Here is a 19,299-nt window from a genome sequence, read left to right on the forward strand (position 1 = left end):
TTCCGATACCCTCGATTCGTCGTGATCCGATACCGCCGTTCCGTCGAATGAATTCGTATCATCAGCTTGCAACTCCTTTTGCGAACTGTTCTCCGAACGCGATGTACACGATCAGCGTCGGTATCGCCGCGACGAATGCGCCTGCCATCTGGAGGCCGAACGACTGGATGATACCGCCGCTGAGGTTCGTCAGTGCGACCGTCACCGGTTCGCCTGCTCCGGCACCGCCGGGTAGGATGACCAGCGCGAACAGCAGGTCGTTCCACACCTGCGTGAACTGGTAGATGAGCGTCACCGCGAACATCGGTTTCGATAGTGGCAGCACGATGTTGCGGTAGATGCTGAACACGCTCGCCCCGTCCAGACGGGCCGCCTCCAGCATCTCATCCGAGAAGTTCCGGTAGTACGACCGGAACAGCAGGAACGTGATGGGAATCCCGTAGGCAGTGTGGGCGATGATGAGGTTGATGATGTTCGCGTAGTGGGCGTGCATCAGCGGCAGGCCCCACAACGGCGAGAGCAACGACTGCGTATCGACGATGGCGAACAGCCGCGACAGTGGCACCAACACCGCCTGATACGGGATGAAGATGCCCGCGATGAACAGCGCGATGATGGGCATCTGGTACTTCCACTCGACGTTCGTCACGCCGTAGGCTGCGAGACTCCCGAGCGTCGCCGACAGCAGCGTCGCCGGAATGGCGAGCATGAGGCTGTTCGTGATGCCGTGTGCGAGTTTCGTTATCGCCACTCGCCACGGTTTCAGCGTGAATCCGCCGGGGCCGGGCGGCGCGAACGGGAGCGTCTCGTTGAACGAACTGCTCGTCTTGAACGCGGTCATGATGGCCGACTCCAGCGGTGCCAGATAGAATCCGACGAGCGCGACCAGCCCCACGTACAGCACCAGTCGTCCCGGCCCTGCGTTTCGGAGCGCGCCGACTGCCCGCTCTCTGCGGGTCTGTTGCTCCGGTTCCGGCGTGGCGGGTGGGCCACTCATCGGGACCACCTCGCTTCTGTTCCCCGCATTCGAGACCATCTCTCGACGGCTATCGTCTTCATAATTCACCTCGTCTGTACTCGCTGTAGAGGTACGGACCGACGACGGCGAGCGCCATCAGGAAGAGGACGATGGCGATGGCCGACCCGTAGGCCCAGTTGTTCGACGCGAACGCTTCCCGGAACATCATCGTCGCCAGGATGTCCGCTGCCGGGCCGGGGTTGTTCCCGAACATCACGTACAGGAAGTCGAACGCCTTGAGCGCGAACACCATGAGCACCACCGCCGCGCCGATGGTCGAAGAGCGCAACTGTGGGATGATGACCCGCCGGTACATCCGCCACGAACTCGCACCGTCGACCCGCGCGGCCTCGTAATGTGCGTCTGGAATCGCTCGCAAGCCAGCGAGATAGACGACCATCGCGTAGCCGCTGAACTGCCAGATGAGCGCGAAGATGACCGCCGCGAGCTTCGTCGTCGGATCGCTGATCCAGTGGTGGGCGAGCGCGTCCAACCCGAGTTGTCTGAGCGTGATGTTGATCATCCCGCTTTCGAAGTTGTACATCCACGCCCACACTTTCGCCGTCACGACGAACGACAGACTCATCGGCAGGAGATAGATGGTTCGGAACGTGTTCTCGAACCGGATCTCCCGATCGACGAGGATGGCGAGCGCCAACCCGACCACCAGACAGAGCGTCGTGAACGCGACGAGGAGGACGACCGTGTTCCGCGCCGCCGTCACGAAGTTCGGGTCGGAAAGCGCCCGGCGATACATCTCCAAGTCGAACGTCGCCGGGTCGTAGGTCGGCAACGTAAGCGAGGCGAAGTCGGTGAAGGAGATGATGAGGTTCCACCCGATCGCGCCATAGACGAAAAAGCCCATCAGTAAAAACGGTGGGAGCCAGAACGGGAGACTCTGGACGAATTCGTTCTGGAGTATCGACTGTCCGGTTTCGCGGCGCTCTTCGGTTACCGTCCCTCCATCAGAGCGAAGCTCACCATCGCCGTTCGCAGCACGTCGGACTTGTTTCAGAGATTCGCGTATTCCTTGCATGGAAAATCAGGCGTCGAATCTCAGTTCGATTGGAACGCCTTGACGAACTTGTTGTACGTCTTATCCACGTTCCAACCCGAGTTAAAGGACGTGGCTGCATCTTTGAGCTTCGTCAGCGTTCCGGGGTTCGTCGCCAGTCCGTGCGTGACGGATGGTGGCTGAGACTGGGAGTTCTTGAACTCGTCCATCTGCCGCGAGAGGAACGGACCGAACTTCTCTTTCGGCACGTCGGTACGCGGCGGGATCGACCCTTTCTTCGGGTTGAATCGCTCCTGTGCATCGACGGAGCCGACGTACTGGAGGAACTTCTTCGTCGCGTCCTTCGTGGGGTTGTTCTTCGGGAACGGGAACGAGTCCATGACGAGTGAGTACATCCCTTTCGTTCCGGGGAACGACACCATGTCCCACTGCTTTTCGAACTCGAAGCCGTCCTGACCGCGGTACATCCCGGCGGCCCAGTCGCCCTGATGGATGAACGCCGCCTTCCCGTTGATGAGCTTCTTGTTCGCCTGTTGCCAATCGAGCGACCCGGCGTCACTGTTGAAGTGCTTCTTGTACTCTTTGACGAGCGAGAGCGAGTTCTTCACCGCCTGCTGGTTCTCCTTCACCTTCCCTTCGGTGAAACCGGTGTACGCCTGTTTTCCGTGTTCGCCGAGGAGTATCGTTGCCCACAACTGGAGCGTCGACCAGCCGGATTTCGTCTGGTGAGCCATCCCGACCGCGTCCGTCTTGCTCTCGACCTGTTTCATCGCGTCGACGAGGTCGCTCGGTTTCTTGATGCTCTTCGGGTCGACGCCCGCCTTCTCGACGACCTCGACGTTGTAGAAGAGGTTGTTCAGACGGTGGATGTTGAGCGGTACCGTCACGAACTTCCCGCCCGGTTTCGCGGCGTTCTTCGGCCCATCGAGGTACGCCTCTTTCATCTTGTCGTTCGACCAGATGGACTCGCCGATATCTTCCAGTTTGTCCGCTTCGACGTACGGTTGCAGGTTCTTCCCCGGCCACGCCTGCCACGAACTCGGTGGATTGTCGTTTAGGATGCGTTTTTTGATGACGGCGTGCAGGTTCTGTCCTGCACCACCCGAGACCGGATTCGGTTTGATCTTGATGTCGTGTTTCTTCTCGAACCCTTCGAACAGCGCCTTGATGGCCGCACCGCCGTCGCCACCGGTCCACCAGTGTTGGACTTCGACTTTGTTACCGCCACTATTCTCGTTCCCGCTACTGTCACCGCCGAGACAGCCAGCGAGACCGACGGTGCCAGCAACGCCCGCGAGACCAGTTGCTTCAATGTACTCCCGACGCGACAGCTTCTCGTTCGTTTCATCAGTCATATTTGTGCCTCTCGGTAGCGTATCCTACAATCAGAAGGAGCCCTTCATTATTATCCGGAGGCTAATCCGTTTACGAGTGACTAATTCCGTAACTGTTCATCTCTGATTCAACGAGGGGTCTGGCGTCGCCCGGACTCGGCGAATCCTTTTCGGTGGGTTTTACGCCTGGCCGTTGCCTCTCTCCGAACGCATGAGCGACGAGGATTACCGAATCGAGGAGGACAGCCTCGGGGAGATGCGGGTACCCAAAGACGCCTACTGGGGCGCACAGACCCAGCGCGCGGTGGAGAACTTCCCCATCTCGGGCATCACGTTCGGGCGGCGGTTCATCCGCGCGCTCGGTGTCGTGAAGAAGGCCGCCGCGCAGGCCAACCGCGACCTCGGGATGATCGAAGAGGACGAAGCAGAAGCCATCATCGAGGCCGCGGGCGAGGTCATCGCGGGCGAACACGACGACCAGTTCCCGGTGGACGTGTTCCAGACCGGCTCCGGCACGTCCTCGAACATGAACGCGAACGAGGTCATCGCCAACCGCGCAGCCGAGATTTACGGGAGCGAGATGGGTTCACGCGACATCCACCCGAACGACCACGTCAACTTCGGTCAGTCGAGCAACGACGTGATTCCGACCGCGATGCACGTCTCGGCGCTCGAAGCCGTCGAGAAGGACGTGCTTCCAGCCCTCGACACCCTGCGCGAGGCGCTCGAAGCGAAAGAAGAGGAGTACGAAGACGTGGTGAAGACGGGACGAACCCACCTCCAGGACGCCACCCCGGTTCGCGTCGGGCAGGAGTTCGGCGGCTACCGCACGCAAGTCGAGAAGGGCCTCGCCCGCGTCGACCACGTGCGCGACCACCTGAGCGAACTCGCACTCGGCGGAACGGCGGTCGGAACCGGGCTGAACACCCACCCCGACTTCCCCGAACTCGCCGCCGAATACATCAGCGAGGAGACCGGCGTCGAGTTCCGTGAGGCGGACGACCACTTCGAAGCGCAGGCAGCCCACGACGCGATGGCCGAAGCGCACGGCGCGCTCAGAACGGTCGCCGGGTCGCTCAACAAGATTGCAAACGACCTTCGATTGCTGGCGTCCGGGCCGCGAAACGGTCTCGGTGAGATCGACCAGCCCGAGAACCAGCCCGGCAGTTCCATCATGCCCGGCAAGATCAACCCCGTCGTCGCCGAGGCTGTCAATCAGGTGCACAAGCAGGTCGTCGGCAACGACACCGCGGTCGAGTACGGTGCGGCAGAAGGCCAACTCGACCTCAACCTCTACAAGCCGGTGCTCGCGCACAACTTCCTCCAGTCGGCCGAACTCATCTCGAATGCGAGCGAAGTGTTCGCCGAGAAGTTCGTCCGAAAGCTCGACGTCGACCGCGAACACTGCGAGACACAGGTCGAAGGGAGCATGGCGCTCGCCACGGCACTCAACCCCCACATCGGCTACGACAAGGCTGCTGAGGCCGCGAAAACCGCACTCAAGGAAGGGAAGACGGTGCGCGAAGTCGTCGTCGAGAAGGGATACTTGAGCGAGGAAGAGGCAGACGAGATCATCGACCCCGAAGCGATGACCCATCGCGGTATCCTCGGTCAGGACGAGTAACGAAGCAGAAAGACGACTGTCGACACTGATCACTGCTCTTTCTCGATTTCTGCTGTCGGCGAAAAGAGTTCGGATTCGAAGGCCAAAAACCGGTCAGAAGAGGTTCGTGAAGAACGACACCACCGAGTTTATCGCGGAGGCGAACCCGTCCCAGATCTTATCGAAGAACGATTTGCTGTTCTTCCCGTTCAGGTCGGAGGGATTCGATGTGGTCGTCGCCCGCGTCGTCGACGTCGTCGTTACTTCGTCGTCGTTTCCACTCTTCGTCGTCTCTTTCTTCTTGGTCGTCGTCGCCTGCGAGGAACACCCCTTGGTCGTTATCTTGACCGGCTTGTTCATCTTCAGTTGCGTGCGCGTCGGGTTGCTTACGTCACCCGAGAGCACCTGCCACTTCTCGACCTTCCCCTCGTTTCCTTCCACGTTCGACAGGAGCGCCTGCTTGTTGAACTTCGGATGGATGGTGAACTCGAACTCGTTACCGAGTCCTCGGTACACGGCACCGTCCGCCCGACCACCCTGCCACGTCCAGTGGATGACTGCGGTGGCCGTCTCGTTTCCGTTCCAGTCGCGGTGTTTCGAGTAGTCGAACGTGTCGCGGTTCGTCGGCCCGTCGTACTGGTCGTCCTTGACGACGAACTTCCCTTTGACGGGAAGGTTCGTGATGTTGAACGAGACTGCACCTCCGTCCCCGGCGTCCAGCTTGTCGTGAACCATCACGAGGCTCAGTCCCTTCGGTCCTTTGTAGAGGAACATGATGCTCGTGTCCTTGCGCTGGAGGCTCTCGGTCCCGAAGGAGGCGTACTTGTACGAGGAGGGGTCGGTGTCGGGCGTTCGATAGTCGTAGAACTGTTCGACGGGGAGTCCCGACATCGATAGCGGTTCGATAGGGATGCACTTACCGTCTTGTTCGATGGCGAACTGGGTGTTACTCTCCGATTGGAGTGCCCCTGCGGACGAGACACCCCCAAGCACTGCGGTGGAGGCGACAGTCGCCGATATGAACCGGCGACGATTGATCGTGGGCGAGTTCTCGGTCATGCTGTCCACGATTGATACGGTTTCCTGTCGTCTTTGTTCCACGCCGTCTGATTCGAATCAGAGTGAGCCGAACGAAGCGGTAGGGTCGTCTTTCGTGGCGGTAGGGTGACGATAATCCGGGAGCGATGACGGCTACGCTACGCCTACCTTTATACGGCATCTGTCCCGTTGTGTACGTATGGAGACACTCGATCCCCGCGTTCGCATCGTCTGGTTTGCGGGCGTTCTCATCACTGCCATACTCGTCGGTGGCGTGCTGACCGGGGTACAACGATTCATCGCGGACTTCGCCCTGTGGCTCGTCGGGGGTGTCACCCTCATTGCACTCGTTTTCGGTCTCGGCTACGTCATCGTCAAATACCGCGTGTGGCGGTTCGAGATCCGTGACGACGATCTCTATCTCGAACGTGGCGTCTTCACCCGCGTCACCACCGTCGTCCCGTTCGTGCGGGTTCAACACGTGGACACCCAACGTGGGCCTCTCGAGCGACTCGTCGGCCTCGGAAGCGTCGTGGTGTACACCGCCGGTTCACGGGGTGCAGACGTAACGATTCCGGGCCTTACGCCCGAACGTGCGAGCGACCTTCAGCGTCGGCTCCGGAACCTCGCCATCGAAAGCGAGTACGAGGACGCTGTATGAGACTTCATCCGCTCTCGCTTCCATACCGGGCGGTCACCCGTGGCGCGAGCGTCGCGTCGACCCTCCTTTTCGCCGGAATAGCGATCGCAGGAGCGGTGGAGTCACTCGATATCGTCGTCGTCGGTGCGCTCGTCGTCATCGGTCTGTTGGCCACGGTCGGGTGGGAGTACGCCTACTACCAGCGGTTCGAGTACGTACTCACGAACAGCTCGCTCGATATCGACTCCGGTGTCGTCTCGCGCCGCCGCCGCGAGATTCCGCTCCGCCGGGTGCAGAACGTAGACATCCGGCGAAACGTCGTCCAGCGCGCGCTGGGAATCGCCTCGGTGAGTCTCGAAACAGCCGGTGGCGGTGAGACGGAAGCGAACCTTCGATTCGTCTCCGCCGAGGAAGCGAAACGACTCCAGCGAGAGATACAGCGCCGGAAGCGTGACGGGGTTGCGGGTGTGGAGACCGACGAAAGCGACGAAACCGACAGACAGGAACCGGAACCCGATCTGCTGTACGAGATTAGTTCGGAAGAGTTGTTGTTGCTCTCCGCCATCTCGCTCGAACCCCGTGTCTTCGGTCTCGTCTTTCTCATCGTGCCGTTCCTGACCGACGCTGCTGACTCGCTGGGCGGAATGTCGTTCTTCGTCGGCCTCGCACAGATACTCGTCTCTGCGGTGGTGCTCTGGGTGGCGAGCGCGATGGTGACGTTCGCACGCTACTACGATTTTCGACTCACGCGCGTGGACGACGAACTCCGGTACGAACGCGGGTTACTCCAGCGATACGATGGAAGCATCCCGCTCGACAAGATCCAGACGATCACATTTCGTGAAAACCCCGTCATGCGCCGCATGGGGTACGCGACGCTCTCGGTCGAGACGGCAGGGTACGCACCCGGACAGGGACCGTCCGGCGGTTCGGAGGCGGCAGTTCCTATCGCGGTTCGGAGACGCGTCTTCGAACTGGCGCACTCGCTCGAATCGTTCGACGACCCGACGTTCGAACGACCGCCGAGTCGTACCCGCCGCCGGTACGTCGTTCGATACGTGCTGGTCGTCGCCGGTCTCACGGGACTGGCGTACGGGTTCGACTGGGTCACGGGGCTCCTCGACCGCTGGTATGCGGTGTTCGCGCTCGCCGTGTTCGCACCCATCGCCGGACACTACCAGTGGAAACATCGCGGCTATTTCGTCGGTGACGACCACGTGCTGACCCGAAACGGATTCTGGCAGCGGACGACGCACGTCGTCCCCTACTACCGCATCCAGACGGCTATCCAGCGCGAGACGATCTTTCAACGACGCTGGCGGCTGGCGACGGTCGTCGTCGATACCGCGAGTTCGGTCGGTCTCGGAGGCCAGGACGCTCGTGCTGCGGACGTAGATAGGGAGATCGCGAGCGACCTTCGTGAACTGGTCGCTCGGCGACTCGGGAGACAGGTTCGCCAGCGCAAGGCCCACCACCATCGGGCGAATTCGGAGACCACGCCGTCCAGCAGCGAGTGACTACTCCTCCGTCTCCATATCGCTGACCTCGAACCGCGCACCACCGAGTTCGCTGTCGGTCACGGTGATCGTCCAGTCGTGTGCGTCGACGATCTGTTTCACGATGGTGAGTCCGAACCCGGTACCCTCGTGTTCGGTCGAGAATCCGTCCTCGAAGATCTTCTCGCATCGTCCTGACGAGATTCCGGGGCCGTCGTCACCGATGGCGAAGCCATCCTGTATCCCCTCGACTCGGACGTGTGGGTCACTCCCGGCGTGGGAAACCGCATTGTCGAGGAGGTTTTCGAGGAGTTCGCGAAGTCGGCTCTCGTCGGCGTGAATCGTCGGTAGTCCGGCATCGACATCAAGGGTCGCCGTCTCGGTACCCGCAGTCGACCACGCATCGTAGACGACGTCCCGAAGGTCGAGCGAGTCCATCTCACCGACGGTATCACCCCGCCGAGCGAGTGTGAGAAGGTCGGTGATGAGTGTGTTCATCCGGTCGAGTGCAAGCGATGCTTCTTCGAGGTGCTCGGAATCACGGTCACGGCGTTCCAGGTCGATCCGAACTTGAGCGATGTCGAGTGGGTTCCGCAGGTCGTGGGAGACGACACTGGCGAACTCCTCGAGCCGTTCGTTCTGTTGTTCTAGCTCCCGCTGGCGCTCCCGGTGCTCGGTCATGTCGTCGAGAGTGATGACGACTCGTTCCAGGTCATCGTCTTCCGACTCTATCGGTGCCGCGCTCATCGAGAGCAGACGCCACTCGTCGCTTGGACTCTCGTAGCCGACGTAGGCGTCTTGAATCGTCGTTCGCTCTTCGAACACTTGCAGAAGTGGATGTTCCCCCTCTGAAAACGGGGTCCCTTTTTCGTCCGTCGCCGTCCACTGCGAGGAGTCGTAGGTGCGGTTCGTTATCTCCTCTTCGGTGACTTCGAGTAGTTCGACTGCGCGTTCGTTCGCACGGACGATCCCCCCTTCGTCGTTCATCACGAGGATGCCTACCGGACTCGTCTCGAACACCTGTTCTAGCAGTACCTTCTCGCGGTGGTGCTCTTCTCGTATCTCATTCATTTCGGTCACGTCTCGGAAGAACACCGACAACCCCTCAGTCGATGGATAGGCGTGAACCTCGAACTGTATCTCCAACGGGGAATAGTGCGCTTCGAACGCTGTTGGTTCTTGTTTCTCCATCGCCCGTCGATACTCCTCTTCGAACTCCGTGTTGAGGGCTTCCGGGAACTCCTCCCAGACGATTTCCCCGAGTAGTTCCTCTTCAGTCCTGTTCAGCAGGCGTTCGGCTCGCTGGTTGATGTAGGTAAATCGCCACTGCTTATCGAGTGCGAAGAAGGCATCCGTCACTCGTTCGTAGACCTCACGTATCCGCTCTTGATAATCCGTGGCAGCACGTCCCGCCCGGTAGCGACCGACGACGTTCTCGATTCGGTTCGCCAACACCGTGTACTGATCTGCACCACCGCTTTTCTGCAGATAGTCGGTAACGCCTGCTGAGATAGCCTCACTTGCGATCTCCTCACTCCCTTTGCCGGTAAAGAGGATGAACGGAAGGTTCGGAAATCGGTCACGAACGGTCTCGAGGAAATCGAGCCCGGTCATCACTCCCATGTCGAAGTCGCTGACGATACAATCGACCGAGAGGTCGTCGTCGAGACGGGCGAGTGCCTCTGTCGGGTCGTCTTCGGTATGGACGACCACATCCGAGATATACTCCTCTAATAACTTCGCAGAAAGCCGAAGGCGTGCTGGGTCGTCGTCCACGTGAAGGATCTGGATCGGCCGCTCACTGCCGAGTTCACGTGCCCCCAGTAAATCCGTCATACGAGTGTTACGTTCTTCCTCCGGTTTATATTTACGGGCCATCCGAATGACCACGACCAGTCTCTATAGGAAATCTACGATATGGGCGACTGCGGCGGAACCGTTCTTTTAACCATGATTCTCATATTCATAATAAATGCAAGAACAGTACGAATCGATACGTGTATTGAAAGCGATTATTTTGCTCGTCTCCGATAGTTCATTCAGCAGTCAGTCCGTCGGACGAACTCGCCCGAACTGAACGGTTTTTTACCCCTCCGCGTCTCAGATGCGACCAATGAGCGAGTACGATTACGAGGATCTCGGTCTGGTGGCGGGGCTCGAGATCCACCAGCAACTCGACACCGAGACGAAGCTGTTCTGCGAGTGTCCGACCGAGCTGCGCGAGCCGGACGACGCGGCACGAACGTTCACCCGATACCTCCATCCGACGCGGAGCGAACTCGGCGAAATAGACGAGGCCGCCCTCGAAGAGAGCCAGATCGACCGCGAGTTCGAGTATCTGGCCTACGATTCGACCTGCCTCGTGGAAGAGGACGACGAGCCGCCACACAGGTTGGACGAGGAAGCACAGCAGGTCGTCCTGGAGATCGCCCAACTGCTCGACATGGACGTGGTCGATCAGGCCCACCTCATGCGGAAGATCGTCGTGGACGGGTCGAACACCTCGGGATTCCAGCGGTCGACGCTCGTCGCCACCGACGGCGAGATCCAGACGAGCGACGGTCCGGTCGGCGTCGAAGACCTGATGCTGGAAGAAGAGAGCGCACAGCGTATCGAAGAGCGCGAAGACGGCGTCCTCTACAGCCTCGATAGGCTCGGTATCCCTCTCGTGGAGATCGGCACCTCCCCCGACATCAGTTCGCCCGAACAGGCCCGCGAGGCCGCCGAGCGAATCGGGATGCTCTTGCGCTCGACCGGCCACGTGAAGCGCGGTCTCGGAACCATCCGTCAGGACGTGAACGTCTCCATCGCGGACGGTGCACGCGTCGAGATGAAAGGCGTCCAGAGCCTCGACGACATCGACGACCTCGTTCGGTTCGAGGTCGGTCGACAGGTCGAACTACTCGAAATCCGCGACGAACTCCGTCAACGTGACGCGGAAGTCGGCGAAACACGGGACGTGACGAGTGTCTTCGAGGACACCGACTCGGGTGTTATCCGGGGAGCACTCGACGACGGTGGCAAGGTTACAGCGGTTCCGCTCTTCGGTTTCGACGGACTCGTCGGACGCGAGATCCAACCGGATCGCCGTCTCGGTACCGAACTCTCCGACCACGCCAAGCGTCACGGTGCGGGCGGTATCTTCCACACCGACGAACTCCCGGCCTACGGCGTGACCGAGGACGAAGTCGAAGCCCTCCGTGAGGCCGTCGATGCGGGTGACGAGGACGCAGTCGCTATCGTGGCCGCCAGCCCCGACGTCGCCGAGGGCGCTATCGAAGCCGCCGCCGACCGCGCCCGAGTCGCTATCGAGGGCGTGCCGGAGGAGACGCGCGGTGCGAACGAGGACGGCACCTCGCGCTACCTCCGACCCCTCCCCGGTGCAGCGCGGATGTACCCCGAAACCGACGTGCCTCCCGTCGATCTCGACCCGACCGAAGTCGAGACGCCCGAACTGCTCACCGAGAAGGTCGACCGCTACCAGTCCGAGTTCTCGCTCGACGCCGGACTCGCCGAACAGGTCGCATACGGTCGCCGGATGCCCCTGTTCGAGCGCGCGGTCGAGACGGGTGCCGACCCGACGTTCGTCGCCGGATTGGTCGAGAGCACCGTGACGGAACTCCGACGTGACGACGTGCCGGTCGAGAATCTGGACGACGAGCACTTCCTCGGCGTCATCGACCTCGTCACGGATGGCGAGTTGGCGAAGGAGGGCGTCAACGACGTGCTGACACTGCTCGCCGAGAACCCAGAGCTATCGCCCGAGGAAGCCGTCGAGAAAGCAGGTCTCGCAGGCGTCGGTGAAGATGATGTCCGCGAAGCGGTCGTCCAGGTAGTCGAACGCAACGAAGAACAGGTCGAAGAAGAGGGTATGGCCGCATTTTCCGGACTGATGGGCGAGTGCATGGGTCAACTTCGCGGGAAGGCGGACGGCGACCTCGTGAGTCAAGTTTTGCGCGAGGAGATCCAACAGCGGGCCTGAATCCCGAACCACCTCTCCGACGACCGGTAGTGGTAGAGCGTGTCAGTCGCCCTTTACTCCCGTCTCGTCGCCACCTTCCTCTCGGTAGAATACGTCTGGCGCTGGCGGCACCGATTCGAGATACGCCAACCCTTGCTGAACCGCGACGAGGATCGTGACCGCGACGATGACGATGACCCCCTCCATCGGTTTCGGGAGCAAGCCGAGGGAGACGATGAGCGTCGTCGCGCACGCTGGCGGGTGGCGCAGGTCCGTCACGACCATCCCGGCTGTCGTAAGACCGACCGAGAGGATGCCACTCAGCGAGAGCCGAAGTGCCGCCATCGAGAACGGTGGCGACGGATTCGTCAGGGAGAGGCCGGGCGCGACGAGGTGATAGAGGAGCAGTCCGACGACGACGCCGATGACGTGGCCGCCGATGACTCGTCGCGGTTGGCTCACCCGTTCACTGACCTTCGAGGCGAGCAGGAAAGCAGAGGGGCCGAGACTCGGGAACAGGAAGGGAAGACCGCTGGCCCACGCCAATGCCCCGAGCAGGACGAGGAGGATGCTGGCGACGAACGCGACGCGAGTCGTCTCGTGGAACTTGGGATCAGAGATGGAGTCCATCGTCGATTTCGAGCGTGGGTTCGAGTTTCTTTTCGTTCGGGATGAAACGGACGGTATCGTCGTTTCGGCTCTGCTGGCTACTGCCACTTCGCGTGCCACCTCCTTCGAAGGTGATGAACTTGACCTGGACGTTCACCCCGCCGTCGGCTTTCTGGCTGATGCGAACGTCCAGTTTCTGTGCCAGTTTCGGATAGTCCCTGTCGGACGTTCGGATGACCGTCACGCTGACGTTCTTCGACCGGGGGAGGAGCAGCCCCGCGTTGTACTCTGTCGTTACGCCGCCGACTTCGAGAGAGGGATACTCCTCTTCGATGGTGCTGTGAACCTCCTCGTTGACCGTTCGATTGAACTCGATCTGCTGGTAGGACGCCGCCGCGGTTCCGACGACGAACAGGGCGATGCACGCCACGGCGAGACCGCGAGCGAGTCGGCGAGGCGACGACGATGGAACGCTGACGGAGAGTTTCGGTCGGTAGCCGAGGTAGGTCAACACCGAGATCGCCATCAGATTGACCGCAACGACGTTCACGGCGAGGAGGACGAACGCGCCCGCACCGAGCACCGGCTTCCCCCAGCCGATTGCGATGCCGAGCGCGGCAGCCGAGGGTGTGATCGCTGCCGCGATGGCGACCCCCGCGAGCGTGACGGGCAGTGAGGTAGCGAGCGCGAACCCGCCCGCGGCCCCCGCCGCGATTGCGACACCAGCGGACAGAAAGCTCGGTGTCATGAACAGGGTGTACTGCGAACTCTGTGTGAGCACCATCCCGTGTGGGACGAACCCCATCTCACGGGCGACAACCGCGTACAGCGCCGAACCGAAGACGGCGACGACGATGCCGAGAAACTGCGAGCGCATCCCATCGAAGAACATCTCGTGGTCGGTACAGCAGACGCCGGTCGCCACCGAGAGTGCGGTTCCGAAGAATGGAGCGATGACCATCGCACCGACGACCGCTTCAGGCGAACTCCGGAGCAATCCGGCAGTGGCGATGATCGTGCTGAAGAACGTCATGGCGAAGTACGTCCGCTGGTTCGGATTCATCGCCCGAGCTTTCGTAACGAGTTCCTCCGCAGGAAGCGTGTCGTCGCTCTTTTCTTCCGATTCGGCATACCGCTCTTCCAACTCGTCGATGTGCTCGGTCGTCGCAGTTTCGGCTTCAGTGATAACCGTATAGGAGTTCTCGTCGATTCCAACCTCCTCTCGAAGCGTCTCCAACAGTTCGTCTACCGCCTCCGTCGGAATCGGGAAGTGCACGAGCGTCGACTCGGTTCGGTCACCGGTCTCTTCGATGACCGCGTAGTCGATGTCGTGGTCGTCCAAAACCGAGAGCGTCGAGTCCTGCCGCTCGTCCGAGACGAGCAGTTCTATCAACCGCACGAACAAACGTTCGGAAAGCCGACTCAAAGTGCTGGTGGCTGAATATGCAGCGTGTGCTCGTTAGCGACCTGCAGTTCGACGAACCACCGCCAACGCCTCGCGCGAGACGACCGACCATCGCGGTTCGCTGACTCGCTGTGACAGGTAATACGCACAGGCAACGAGCACTACGGCGAAGACGGCGTCGGTCAGCCAGTGGACGCCGAGATATATCGTCGAGAAGACGATCGCCACCGTGAGCACGGCGGTCGTGTAGGCGTACGCCGTGTCCGCTTTTCGGGCGTACAGCGCCGCGAGCACCGACAGGCCGGTGTGAAGGCTCGGGAACGCTTTGACCAGCGTGTCGGTCGAGTGGATGCCGTACTGGATAGCGGGGCTGAGTTCGTACATCAGGGGTTCGACGGTCGTCAGATACAGCGACGATACCTTCACCGGGAAGAGCAGGAAGAACGGTACAGCTAACAGAACGAGGAAGACGTACGCCAGTGCGTAGCGTTTGGCTTCCTCCTCGTCGTGTGCCTTCAGTTTGAAGTACGTGAACAGTACGACGAACGGAAACCCGACGAGATACACGGCGGTAAACACGAGCGTCAGGGGTGTGGAGGCGATCCCCTGAAAGGTGGCGACGGTCGCCCCTTCGATGGCGTAGACGAACTCGGTGAAGGTTCGCCCGACGTGGAAGTGAAGCGCGAGTGTGTTCACGATGTTCGTGACGACCCACGCGACGCCGAGGTACTTCCAGTCCGTCTTGAGGAAATCCCGAAACAGGGTTTGGATGCGCTCCTCCGGGAGAAAAACTTGCTTACCGACGAGCAATAACAGAACACTCGGCACTGCGACGAGCAGGGTGAACTGTGTCCCAAGTGGAAGGGAGTGAAAGTAGAGGGCGGACAGCATAGCTACTCATTACTGAGACGACAGGACATAAAGTAGTTACCTATCGTCCCGAGTTTGGGAGCGCGACGTGGCCGTTCCTGCGCGCTGGTTCGCCCGTCGAACGATACCACGGAGTGTGGCGATCTCTCTCCCCGTCGGATGTGCGCGACCGACGAGCCTGCGTATCATCCGCATCGCTTTGTCACGTTTTTCCACCGGATGGCCGACAATTTCGAGGAGTTCGGCGAACGTCTCGTAGAATCCCTCGATCGCCTGTTCGTCGGCTCGCTCTCGTTCGACGTCAGGAAGTTGGTAGTCGTCCACCGTCAGGTCGCGCAGTTCGTAGAGTGTGACGGTAGCGGCCTGCCCGAGGTTCAGCGAGGGGTAGGCCGCGCTGGCAGGGATGGCACACACTTCGTCGACGCGCGATAGCTCCTCGTTCGTCAACCCGCTCGCCTCTCGCCCGAAGATGAGGACGGTCTCCGTCTCCACCGCGGCGAGACTCGTCGCGAGTTCTCGTGGTGTCCTGAACGGAAACCGGACGTGACGACTGGCGTCCTCGTTCGTCGTCGCGGTCATCCCGACCGTGTGGTAGTTCGCGACCAGTTCGTCGAACGTCACCTCGTCGTAGTTCGGCAACACGTCCTCTCGGGCCTGTCCGGCGAACCCGTAGGCTTCGCTATCGCGCCCGAACTCCGGTGGGTTCACCAGTTTCAGGTCGTGCATCCCGAAGTTCTTCATCGCGCGCGCGATGGTGCCGATGTTGCCGGGCGTCTTCGGTTCGACGATGGCGACAGCGGGCTTCATTTCGGATACTCTTGCGAGAGATCCACGTCGCGGAGATCGATCTTCTCCTGTTCTTCCTCGGGCAGTTCGACGTTCAAGGCTTCGAGGTCTGGTTCCGGCGGTTCCGGCAGGTCGTCGGGGTCAGTATCGACGTGTTCCATGCTTCCGTATCCCTCCGGGGCACGACCACCATCGAGGAACCACTCGTGGAACTCGTCCTGAAGGGCTTCTTCACCACGGAACTGTTCGCCACCGTCTTCGAAATACCAGTAGAGGAAGTCCGTCTCGTGTTCCGGACAGACTGCGATTTCGGCCATCGGTTCGCCGTACACCACTTCGACGACGTTACAGCTCTGGAGGTTCTCGTCGCCGTGGATCAGCCAACAGGCGTCACACGGCGACCCGACGAGGGCGGATAAACGCGCGAGTCGTTTCTGTGTATCCGAGGACATCTCGTCCATCGGTCGGTAGTTCCCCTCTTCGGTGAACACCTCCTCCTCGTCGAATCGCCAACCGCGAAGTCCAATGCTCACTTTTCCCATCACGTCTTCGTAGCGACCGGAAGAACAAAAAGAGCGTGTCTGCGACCTGATGTCGGTTCGGACGTGAGATCACGGCAACTTGAGTGGCCACCGTCCCGGCAGGGCCGTTCGGAATACGAACGAAACCCGACACCAACATAATTTTTATCACGCGCCACTTCCATCAGTAAAGTAACAATGCGTCCCGAAGAGATTTCGTTCCGGGGTGGGGGGGACTCTCCCGAGTTCCACGAAGTTCTCACGGAATTCAAACAGCGGGGCTGTAACATCCTCGTCACCGGACGGGTCTCTGAGACGACCACCAATCGGACGACGATACAACTGCTCGGTGCTGCCACGGAAGATCGAAAGCGTATCCTCGTCCTCACGGACACGACCGCACGGTACGCGGGCGCGAAACTGCCTGCAAGTATGAGCACTGACGACGCCAACGTGTGGGTGATCGACTGGGGCGACGACGAACGTGGCATCAGTGCGGTGCCGACGCCGACCCCCCCTCGACCCGATACGTCCTCCGAAGATAGCCTCCGCGAACTTCGGTCGGACATCGTCACCGCCATCAGTTTCTTCGACGAGTGGGCTGACGGTCTCGACCCGGCGGAACTCCGACTGTCGTTCGATTCGCTCATCAAGCCACTCGAACAGTGCGACCGACAGGAAGTCGAACAGACGCTCCGAATCGTCACCGCACTCGTCCGCGGCGTCTCAGGCATGGCTCACTACCACCTGCCACTCCCCGATGACGACGACCTAGTACAGGAACTGTCGCCACTGTTCGACGCCCGAGTCGAAGTCAGGCAAGGTGACGGGCTGGTTCCGAAACAGCGCTGGCATGTTCCGGAGTACGACCAGACGACGAACTGGGTTCGATTATGAGCGATTCGCCCGTTCCAACCGACGACGGTGAATTGGACGTTCCGAGATTCGAACCAGTTTCGAACCCACCGGGCGTGGAGATCTTCGACCCGATCGAGAAAGCGCGGGTCGAACTATACACGTCCGATTCGGTGACGTTGCAACCGGCCAGTACGGATGACTTCCCGTTTCCGATGGATGCGGCGGTCGCGTTTTCGACGCGACGGGTCGTCATTCCAGATACTCTCCCGCTCAATTTCTGGGACGGAGAGCCAACAGTCGTCGAGCAGTTAGAACTGAACGCAGACGAACTATCTGTGGAACTAGGCGAGTATTACCTACAGGTCGCAGGGGCCCCGATCAAGCTCTACATCGCCTTCGAATCCGCAGTTCACGTCAAGCACGGAGACGAGGCCACCATCGTCGAATTCGACGACGAGCGGTCGGTGCGGCTCGGCGTCCGGTCGCTACATAGTCGTCCGGCAGGGACGATCACGGTGACGGACGCCATCGAAGACGTGATGCGAGCCATCTCCCTGTTCGGGTCGGCGCTGAAGACGACGAGTCCCGAACGCTCGTTCCCTTCGCTCCGAGGCCACCCACCGGCTATCGAACTCGGTGAGGAGTTTTCGGCACCGGACGGACTCGAGGCGCCGAACACGAACGTCCAACTGGTACTCCCGCCGGAACGCGAGTACGTGTATCCGGCCGCATCACTCGCGTACTATCTCGGGGCGACGGTCGTGCCGGGCACCGAACCCACGCTCGTCGCAGACGGATTCGAGTTTTCTTTGGCGGGGTCGAACGGGTACGAATCGACCGTCGGTCGCGTCCTTCGACAGGTGCTGTTCCTCGATTGCGTGGTTCGAACCGAGGGATTATATCCGATCGACCTCCACGAACGCGACGCTATCGAGCCACTGGTCGATCTCGACTTCGCCGCCCTCTACGATGCGCCGCTCGCCGAGCGTCTCAGGGCGTACCTCGGCATACCGTTCGAGACGCTCGAACCGCACATGCCCGAGTGGCAGTTGACCACCGACATCGTGCCGACGCACGACAACGTCGATGCCCTTCCATTCGTCGCCAACGACCTCGCCAAGATTCGCTGTCCGTCCCGAGTGAAAGACGCCACGGTCAGTGCACCACAGACACTGACCGAATTCTGTCGAAGCACAGTCGCGGATCCCACCGACAGCGAGACGAACCCACCGATAGTCGAACCGGAACCGGTCGAGAGTACCGAACACGTGTGGATCGGTGACGGGTATCCGATGGGGAGTAACAAGGTGTCCGTCGAATCGTGGCGGCGCAGAGTCGAATCCTCGCTTTCGGACGACCCGGCCATCCGAATCCAGGTCGTCTGCAACGACGAGAGCATGCGCGAGGAAGGGAAAGTCGAGGAACTGTACGGGTTTCGTGATTTGCTCGACTACGACGTCGATCTCGCGTACGACCTCACGACCGACGAACTCCGCGAACTCTTCGCACGACCCATCGATTTCCTCCACTACATCGGTCACGTCGATCATCGGGGAATTCAGTGTGCCGACGGTGTTCTCGATACTCGAAGTCTCGATACGGTGAACGTGCGAGCGTTCCTGCTCAACGCCTGTCGGTCGTACGACCAGGGTGGGGCGTTGGTCGAGAAGGGCAGTCACACCGGGGTGGTCACCCTCTCGGAAGTGTCGAATCAGGCCGCCACGAAAGTCGGGCGAACGCTCGCTCGACTGCTCAACACTGGGTACACGTTCCGTAGTGCGCTGTCCATCGCACAGGGACAGACGCTCGCGGGCCACCAGTACATCACCATCGGTGATGGGGGGACGACGCTCTGTCAGTCCCGGTCTGGCGGATGTCCCTACCTCTATGTCGGTCGGAACGACGAGAAGAAATTTTGCGTAAAACCGAGGATGTACTACACCCACCGATTCAGCATCGGCAGTTTCGTAGGAGTGAACATCGAGAGTGCAACGAAGCGGTCTCTCGGATCCGGACCCACCGAATCGTACGAACTGACGGCGGACGAACTCGACGCGTACCTCGAACAGGATATAGTTCCGGTCGAATACGACGGCGACCTCTACTGGAGCGACGAGGTCACCGCCGCCGACCTCGACTGAAAGG

16 protein-coding genes are annotated in these 19,299 nt (G+C 60.7%); 6 read left to right on the forward strand and 10 right to left on the reverse strand.

Annotation, left to right across the window (positions count from 1 at the left end; translation table 11 throughout):
• Positions 1-61 precede the first annotated feature (61 nt).
• From ACR3FE_RS08065 to ACR3FE_RS08075, 3 genes are read right to left on the reverse strand one after another with little or no spacing between them, the layout of a single operon-like run.
• Positions 62-997 (reverse strand): carbohydrate ABC transporter permease, encoded by a 936-nt coding sequence (locus ACR3FE_RS08065; RefSeq protein WP_458206566.1) that lies wholly within the window; start codon positions 995-997, stop codon positions 62-64.
• Between the two features lie 58 nt (positions 998-1,055).
• Positions 1,056-2,054, reverse strand: coding sequence for a carbohydrate ABC transporter permease (locus ACR3FE_RS08070; protein ID WP_458206567.1), 999 nt, complete (start codon positions 2,052-2,054; stop codon positions 1,056-1,058).
• 20 nt (positions 2,055-2,074) lie between these two features.
• The gene (locus ACR3FE_RS08075) at positions 2,075-3,388 is read right to left on the reverse strand and encodes an ABC transporter substrate-binding protein (RefSeq protein ID WP_458206568.1); all 1,314 of its coding nucleotides are present in this window, start codon (positions 3,386-3,388) and stop codon (positions 2,075-2,077) included.
• A gap of 190 nt (positions 3,389-3,578) precedes the next feature.
• On the opposite strand from ACR3FE_RS08075, the gene ACR3FE_RS08080 reads away from it, so the two are divergent.
• Entirely contained in the window at positions 3,579-4,991 is a 1,413-nt protein-coding gene (locus ACR3FE_RS08080) for a class II fumarate hydratase (RefSeq protein WP_458206569.1), read from the forward strand.
• Positions 4,992-5,084: 93 nt separating this feature from the next.
• Here the strand turns inward: ACR3FE_RS08080 and ACR3FE_RS08085 are convergent, their stop codons facing one another.
• Positions 5,085-6,029, reverse strand: coding sequence for a hypothetical protein (locus tag ACR3FE_RS08085; RefSeq protein ID WP_458206571.1), 945 nt, complete (start codon positions 6,027-6,029; stop codon positions 5,085-5,087).
• A 178-nt stretch (positions 6,030-6,207) separates the two neighbouring features.
• Here ACR3FE_RS08085 and ACR3FE_RS08090 point away from each other — a divergent pair, with 178 nt between their 5' ends.
• Positions 6,208-6,669, forward strand: a complete 462-nt coding sequence (locus ACR3FE_RS08090) for a PH domain-containing protein (RefSeq protein WP_458206572.1) — start codon at positions 6,208-6,210, stop codon at positions 6,667-6,669.
• Positions 6,666-8,165, forward strand: coding sequence for a PH domain-containing protein (locus ACR3FE_RS08095; protein WP_458206573.1), 1,500 nt, complete (start codon positions 6,666-6,668; stop codon positions 8,163-8,165). Before ACR3FE_RS08090 ends, ACR3FE_RS08095 begins: the two co-directional genes overlap by 4 nt.
• On the opposite strand, the gene ACR3FE_RS08100 is transcribed toward ACR3FE_RS08095, so the two are convergent.
• Complete coding sequence (locus ACR3FE_RS08100) at positions 8,166-9,980, reverse strand: PAS domain-containing protein (RefSeq protein WP_458206574.1); 1,815 nt, start codon at positions 9,978-9,980, stop codon at positions 8,166-8,168. It abuts the gene before it with no gap.
• Positions 9,981-10,257: 277 nt separating this feature from the next.
• On the opposite strand from ACR3FE_RS08100, the gene gatE reads away from it, so the two are divergent.
• Positions 10,258-12,126, forward strand: a complete 1,869-nt coding sequence (gene gatE, locus ACR3FE_RS08105; protein WP_458206575.1) for a Glu-tRNA(Gln) amidotransferase subunit GatE — start codon at positions 10,258-10,260, stop codon at positions 12,124-12,126.
• A gap of 42 nt (positions 12,127-12,168) precedes the next feature.
• On the opposite strand, the gene ACR3FE_RS08110 is transcribed toward gatE, so the two are convergent.
• Genes ACR3FE_RS08110 through ACR3FE_RS08130 form a run of 5 tightly spaced genes read right to left on the reverse strand, consistent with a single transcriptional unit; the run spans position 12,169 to position 16,317 of the window.
• Positions 12,169-12,735, reverse strand: coding sequence for an HPP family protein (locus ACR3FE_RS08110; RefSeq protein WP_458206576.1), 567 nt, complete (start codon positions 12,733-12,735; stop codon positions 12,169-12,171).
• Positions 12,719-14,113: a TIGR00341 family protein gene (locus tag ACR3FE_RS08115; RefSeq protein WP_458206577.1), complete on the reverse strand. Its 1,395-nt coding sequence runs from the start codon at positions 14,111-14,113 to the stop codon at positions 12,719-12,721. The genes ACR3FE_RS08110 and ACR3FE_RS08115 overlap by 17 nt, the downstream gene beginning before the upstream one ends.
• Before the next feature lie 60 nt (positions 14,114-14,173).
• Positions 14,174-15,010: a phosphatase PAP2 family protein gene (locus tag ACR3FE_RS08120; protein WP_458206578.1), complete on the reverse strand. Its 837-nt coding sequence runs from the start codon at positions 15,008-15,010 to the stop codon at positions 14,174-14,176.
• Positions 15,011-15,046: 36 nt separating this feature from the next.
• A complete protein-coding gene (locus tag ACR3FE_RS08125; RefSeq protein WP_458206579.1) occupies positions 15,047-15,796 on the reverse strand; it encodes an RNA methyltransferase in 750 nt (249 codons plus the stop codon).
• Positions 15,793-16,317, reverse strand: coding sequence for a DUF8114 family protein (locus tag ACR3FE_RS08130; RefSeq protein ID WP_458206580.1), 525 nt, complete (start codon positions 16,315-16,317; stop codon positions 15,793-15,795). The genes ACR3FE_RS08125 and ACR3FE_RS08130 overlap by 4 nt, the downstream gene beginning before the upstream one ends.
• 177 nt (positions 16,318-16,494) lie before the next feature.
• Between ACR3FE_RS08130 and ACR3FE_RS08135 the strand changes: the two genes are divergently transcribed.
• The gene (locus tag ACR3FE_RS08135) at positions 16,495-17,193 is read left to right on the forward strand and encodes a DUF7504 family protein (protein ID WP_458206581.1); all 699 of its coding nucleotides are present in this window, start codon (positions 16,495-16,497) and stop codon (positions 17,191-17,193) included.
• Positions 17,190-19,295, forward strand: a complete 2,106-nt coding sequence (locus tag ACR3FE_RS08140; protein WP_458206582.1) for a hypothetical protein — start codon at positions 17,190-17,192, stop codon at positions 19,293-19,295. Before ACR3FE_RS08135 ends, ACR3FE_RS08140 begins: the two co-directional genes overlap by 4 nt.
• Positions 19,296-19,299 lie beyond the last annotated feature (4 nt).

It is taken from the genome of Haladaptatus rarus (assembly GCF_054177585.1).

Excerpts from the sequence above, each read along its gene's own strand:
- ACR3FE_RS08085 (WP_458206571.1), bottom strand. The coding sequence starts at position 6,029 with ATGACCGAGAACTCGCCCACGATCAATCGTCGCCGGTTCATATCGGCG.
- ACR3FE_RS08100 (WP_458206574.1), bottom strand. The coding sequence starts at position 9,980 with ATGACGGATTTACTGGGGGCACGTGAACTCGGCAGTGAGCGGCCGATC.
- ACR3FE_RS08080 (WP_458206569.1), top strand. The coding sequence starts at position 3,579 with ATGAGCGACGAGGATTACCGAATCGAGGAGGACAGCCTCGGGGAGATG.
- ACR3FE_RS08075 (WP_458206568.1), bottom strand. The coding sequence starts at position 3,388 with ATGACTGATGAAACGAACGAGAAGCTGTCGCGTCGGGAGTACATTGAA.
- ACR3FE_RS08130 (WP_458206580.1), bottom strand. The coding sequence starts at position 16,317 with ATGGGAAAAGTGAGCATTGGACTTCGCGGTTGGCGATTCGACGAGGAG.
- ACR3FE_RS08070 (WP_458206567.1), bottom strand. The coding sequence starts at position 2,054 with ATGCAAGGAATACGCGAATCTCTGAAACAAGTCCGACGTGCTGCGAAC.
- ACR3FE_RS08095 (WP_458206573.1), top strand. The coding sequence starts at position 6,666 with ATGAGACTTCATCCGCTCTCGCTTCCATACCGGGCGGTCACCCGTGGC.
- ACR3FE_RS08110 (WP_458206576.1), bottom strand. The coding sequence starts at position 12,735 with ATGGACTCCATCTCTGATCCCAAGTTCCACGAGACGACTCGCGTCGCG.
- ACR3FE_RS08090 (WP_458206572.1), top strand. The coding sequence starts at position 6,208 with ATGGAGACACTCGATCCCCGCGTTCGCATCGTCTGGTTTGCGGGCGTT.
- ACR3FE_RS08135 (WP_458206581.1), top strand. The coding sequence starts at position 16,495 with ATGCGTCCCGAAGAGATTTCGTTCCGGGGTGGGGGGGACTCTCCCGAG.
- ACR3FE_RS08120 (WP_458206578.1), bottom strand. The coding sequence starts at position 15,010 with ATGCTGTCCGCCCTCTACTTTCACTCCCTTCCACTTGGGACACAGTTC.
- gatE (WP_458206575.1), top strand. The coding sequence starts at position 10,258 with ATGAGCGAGTACGATTACGAGGATCTCGGTCTGGTGGCGGGGCTCGAG.
- ACR3FE_RS08125 (WP_458206579.1), bottom strand. The coding sequence starts at position 15,796 with ATGAAGCCCGCTGTCGCCATCGTCGAACCGAAGACGCCCGGCAACATC.
- ACR3FE_RS08065 (WP_458206566.1), bottom strand. The coding sequence starts at position 997 with ATGAGTGGCCCACCCGCCACGCCGGAACCGGAGCAACAGACCCGCAGA.
- ACR3FE_RS08140 (WP_458206582.1), top strand. The coding sequence starts at position 17,190 with ATGAGCGATTCGCCCGTTCCAACCGACGACGGTGAATTGGACGTTCCG.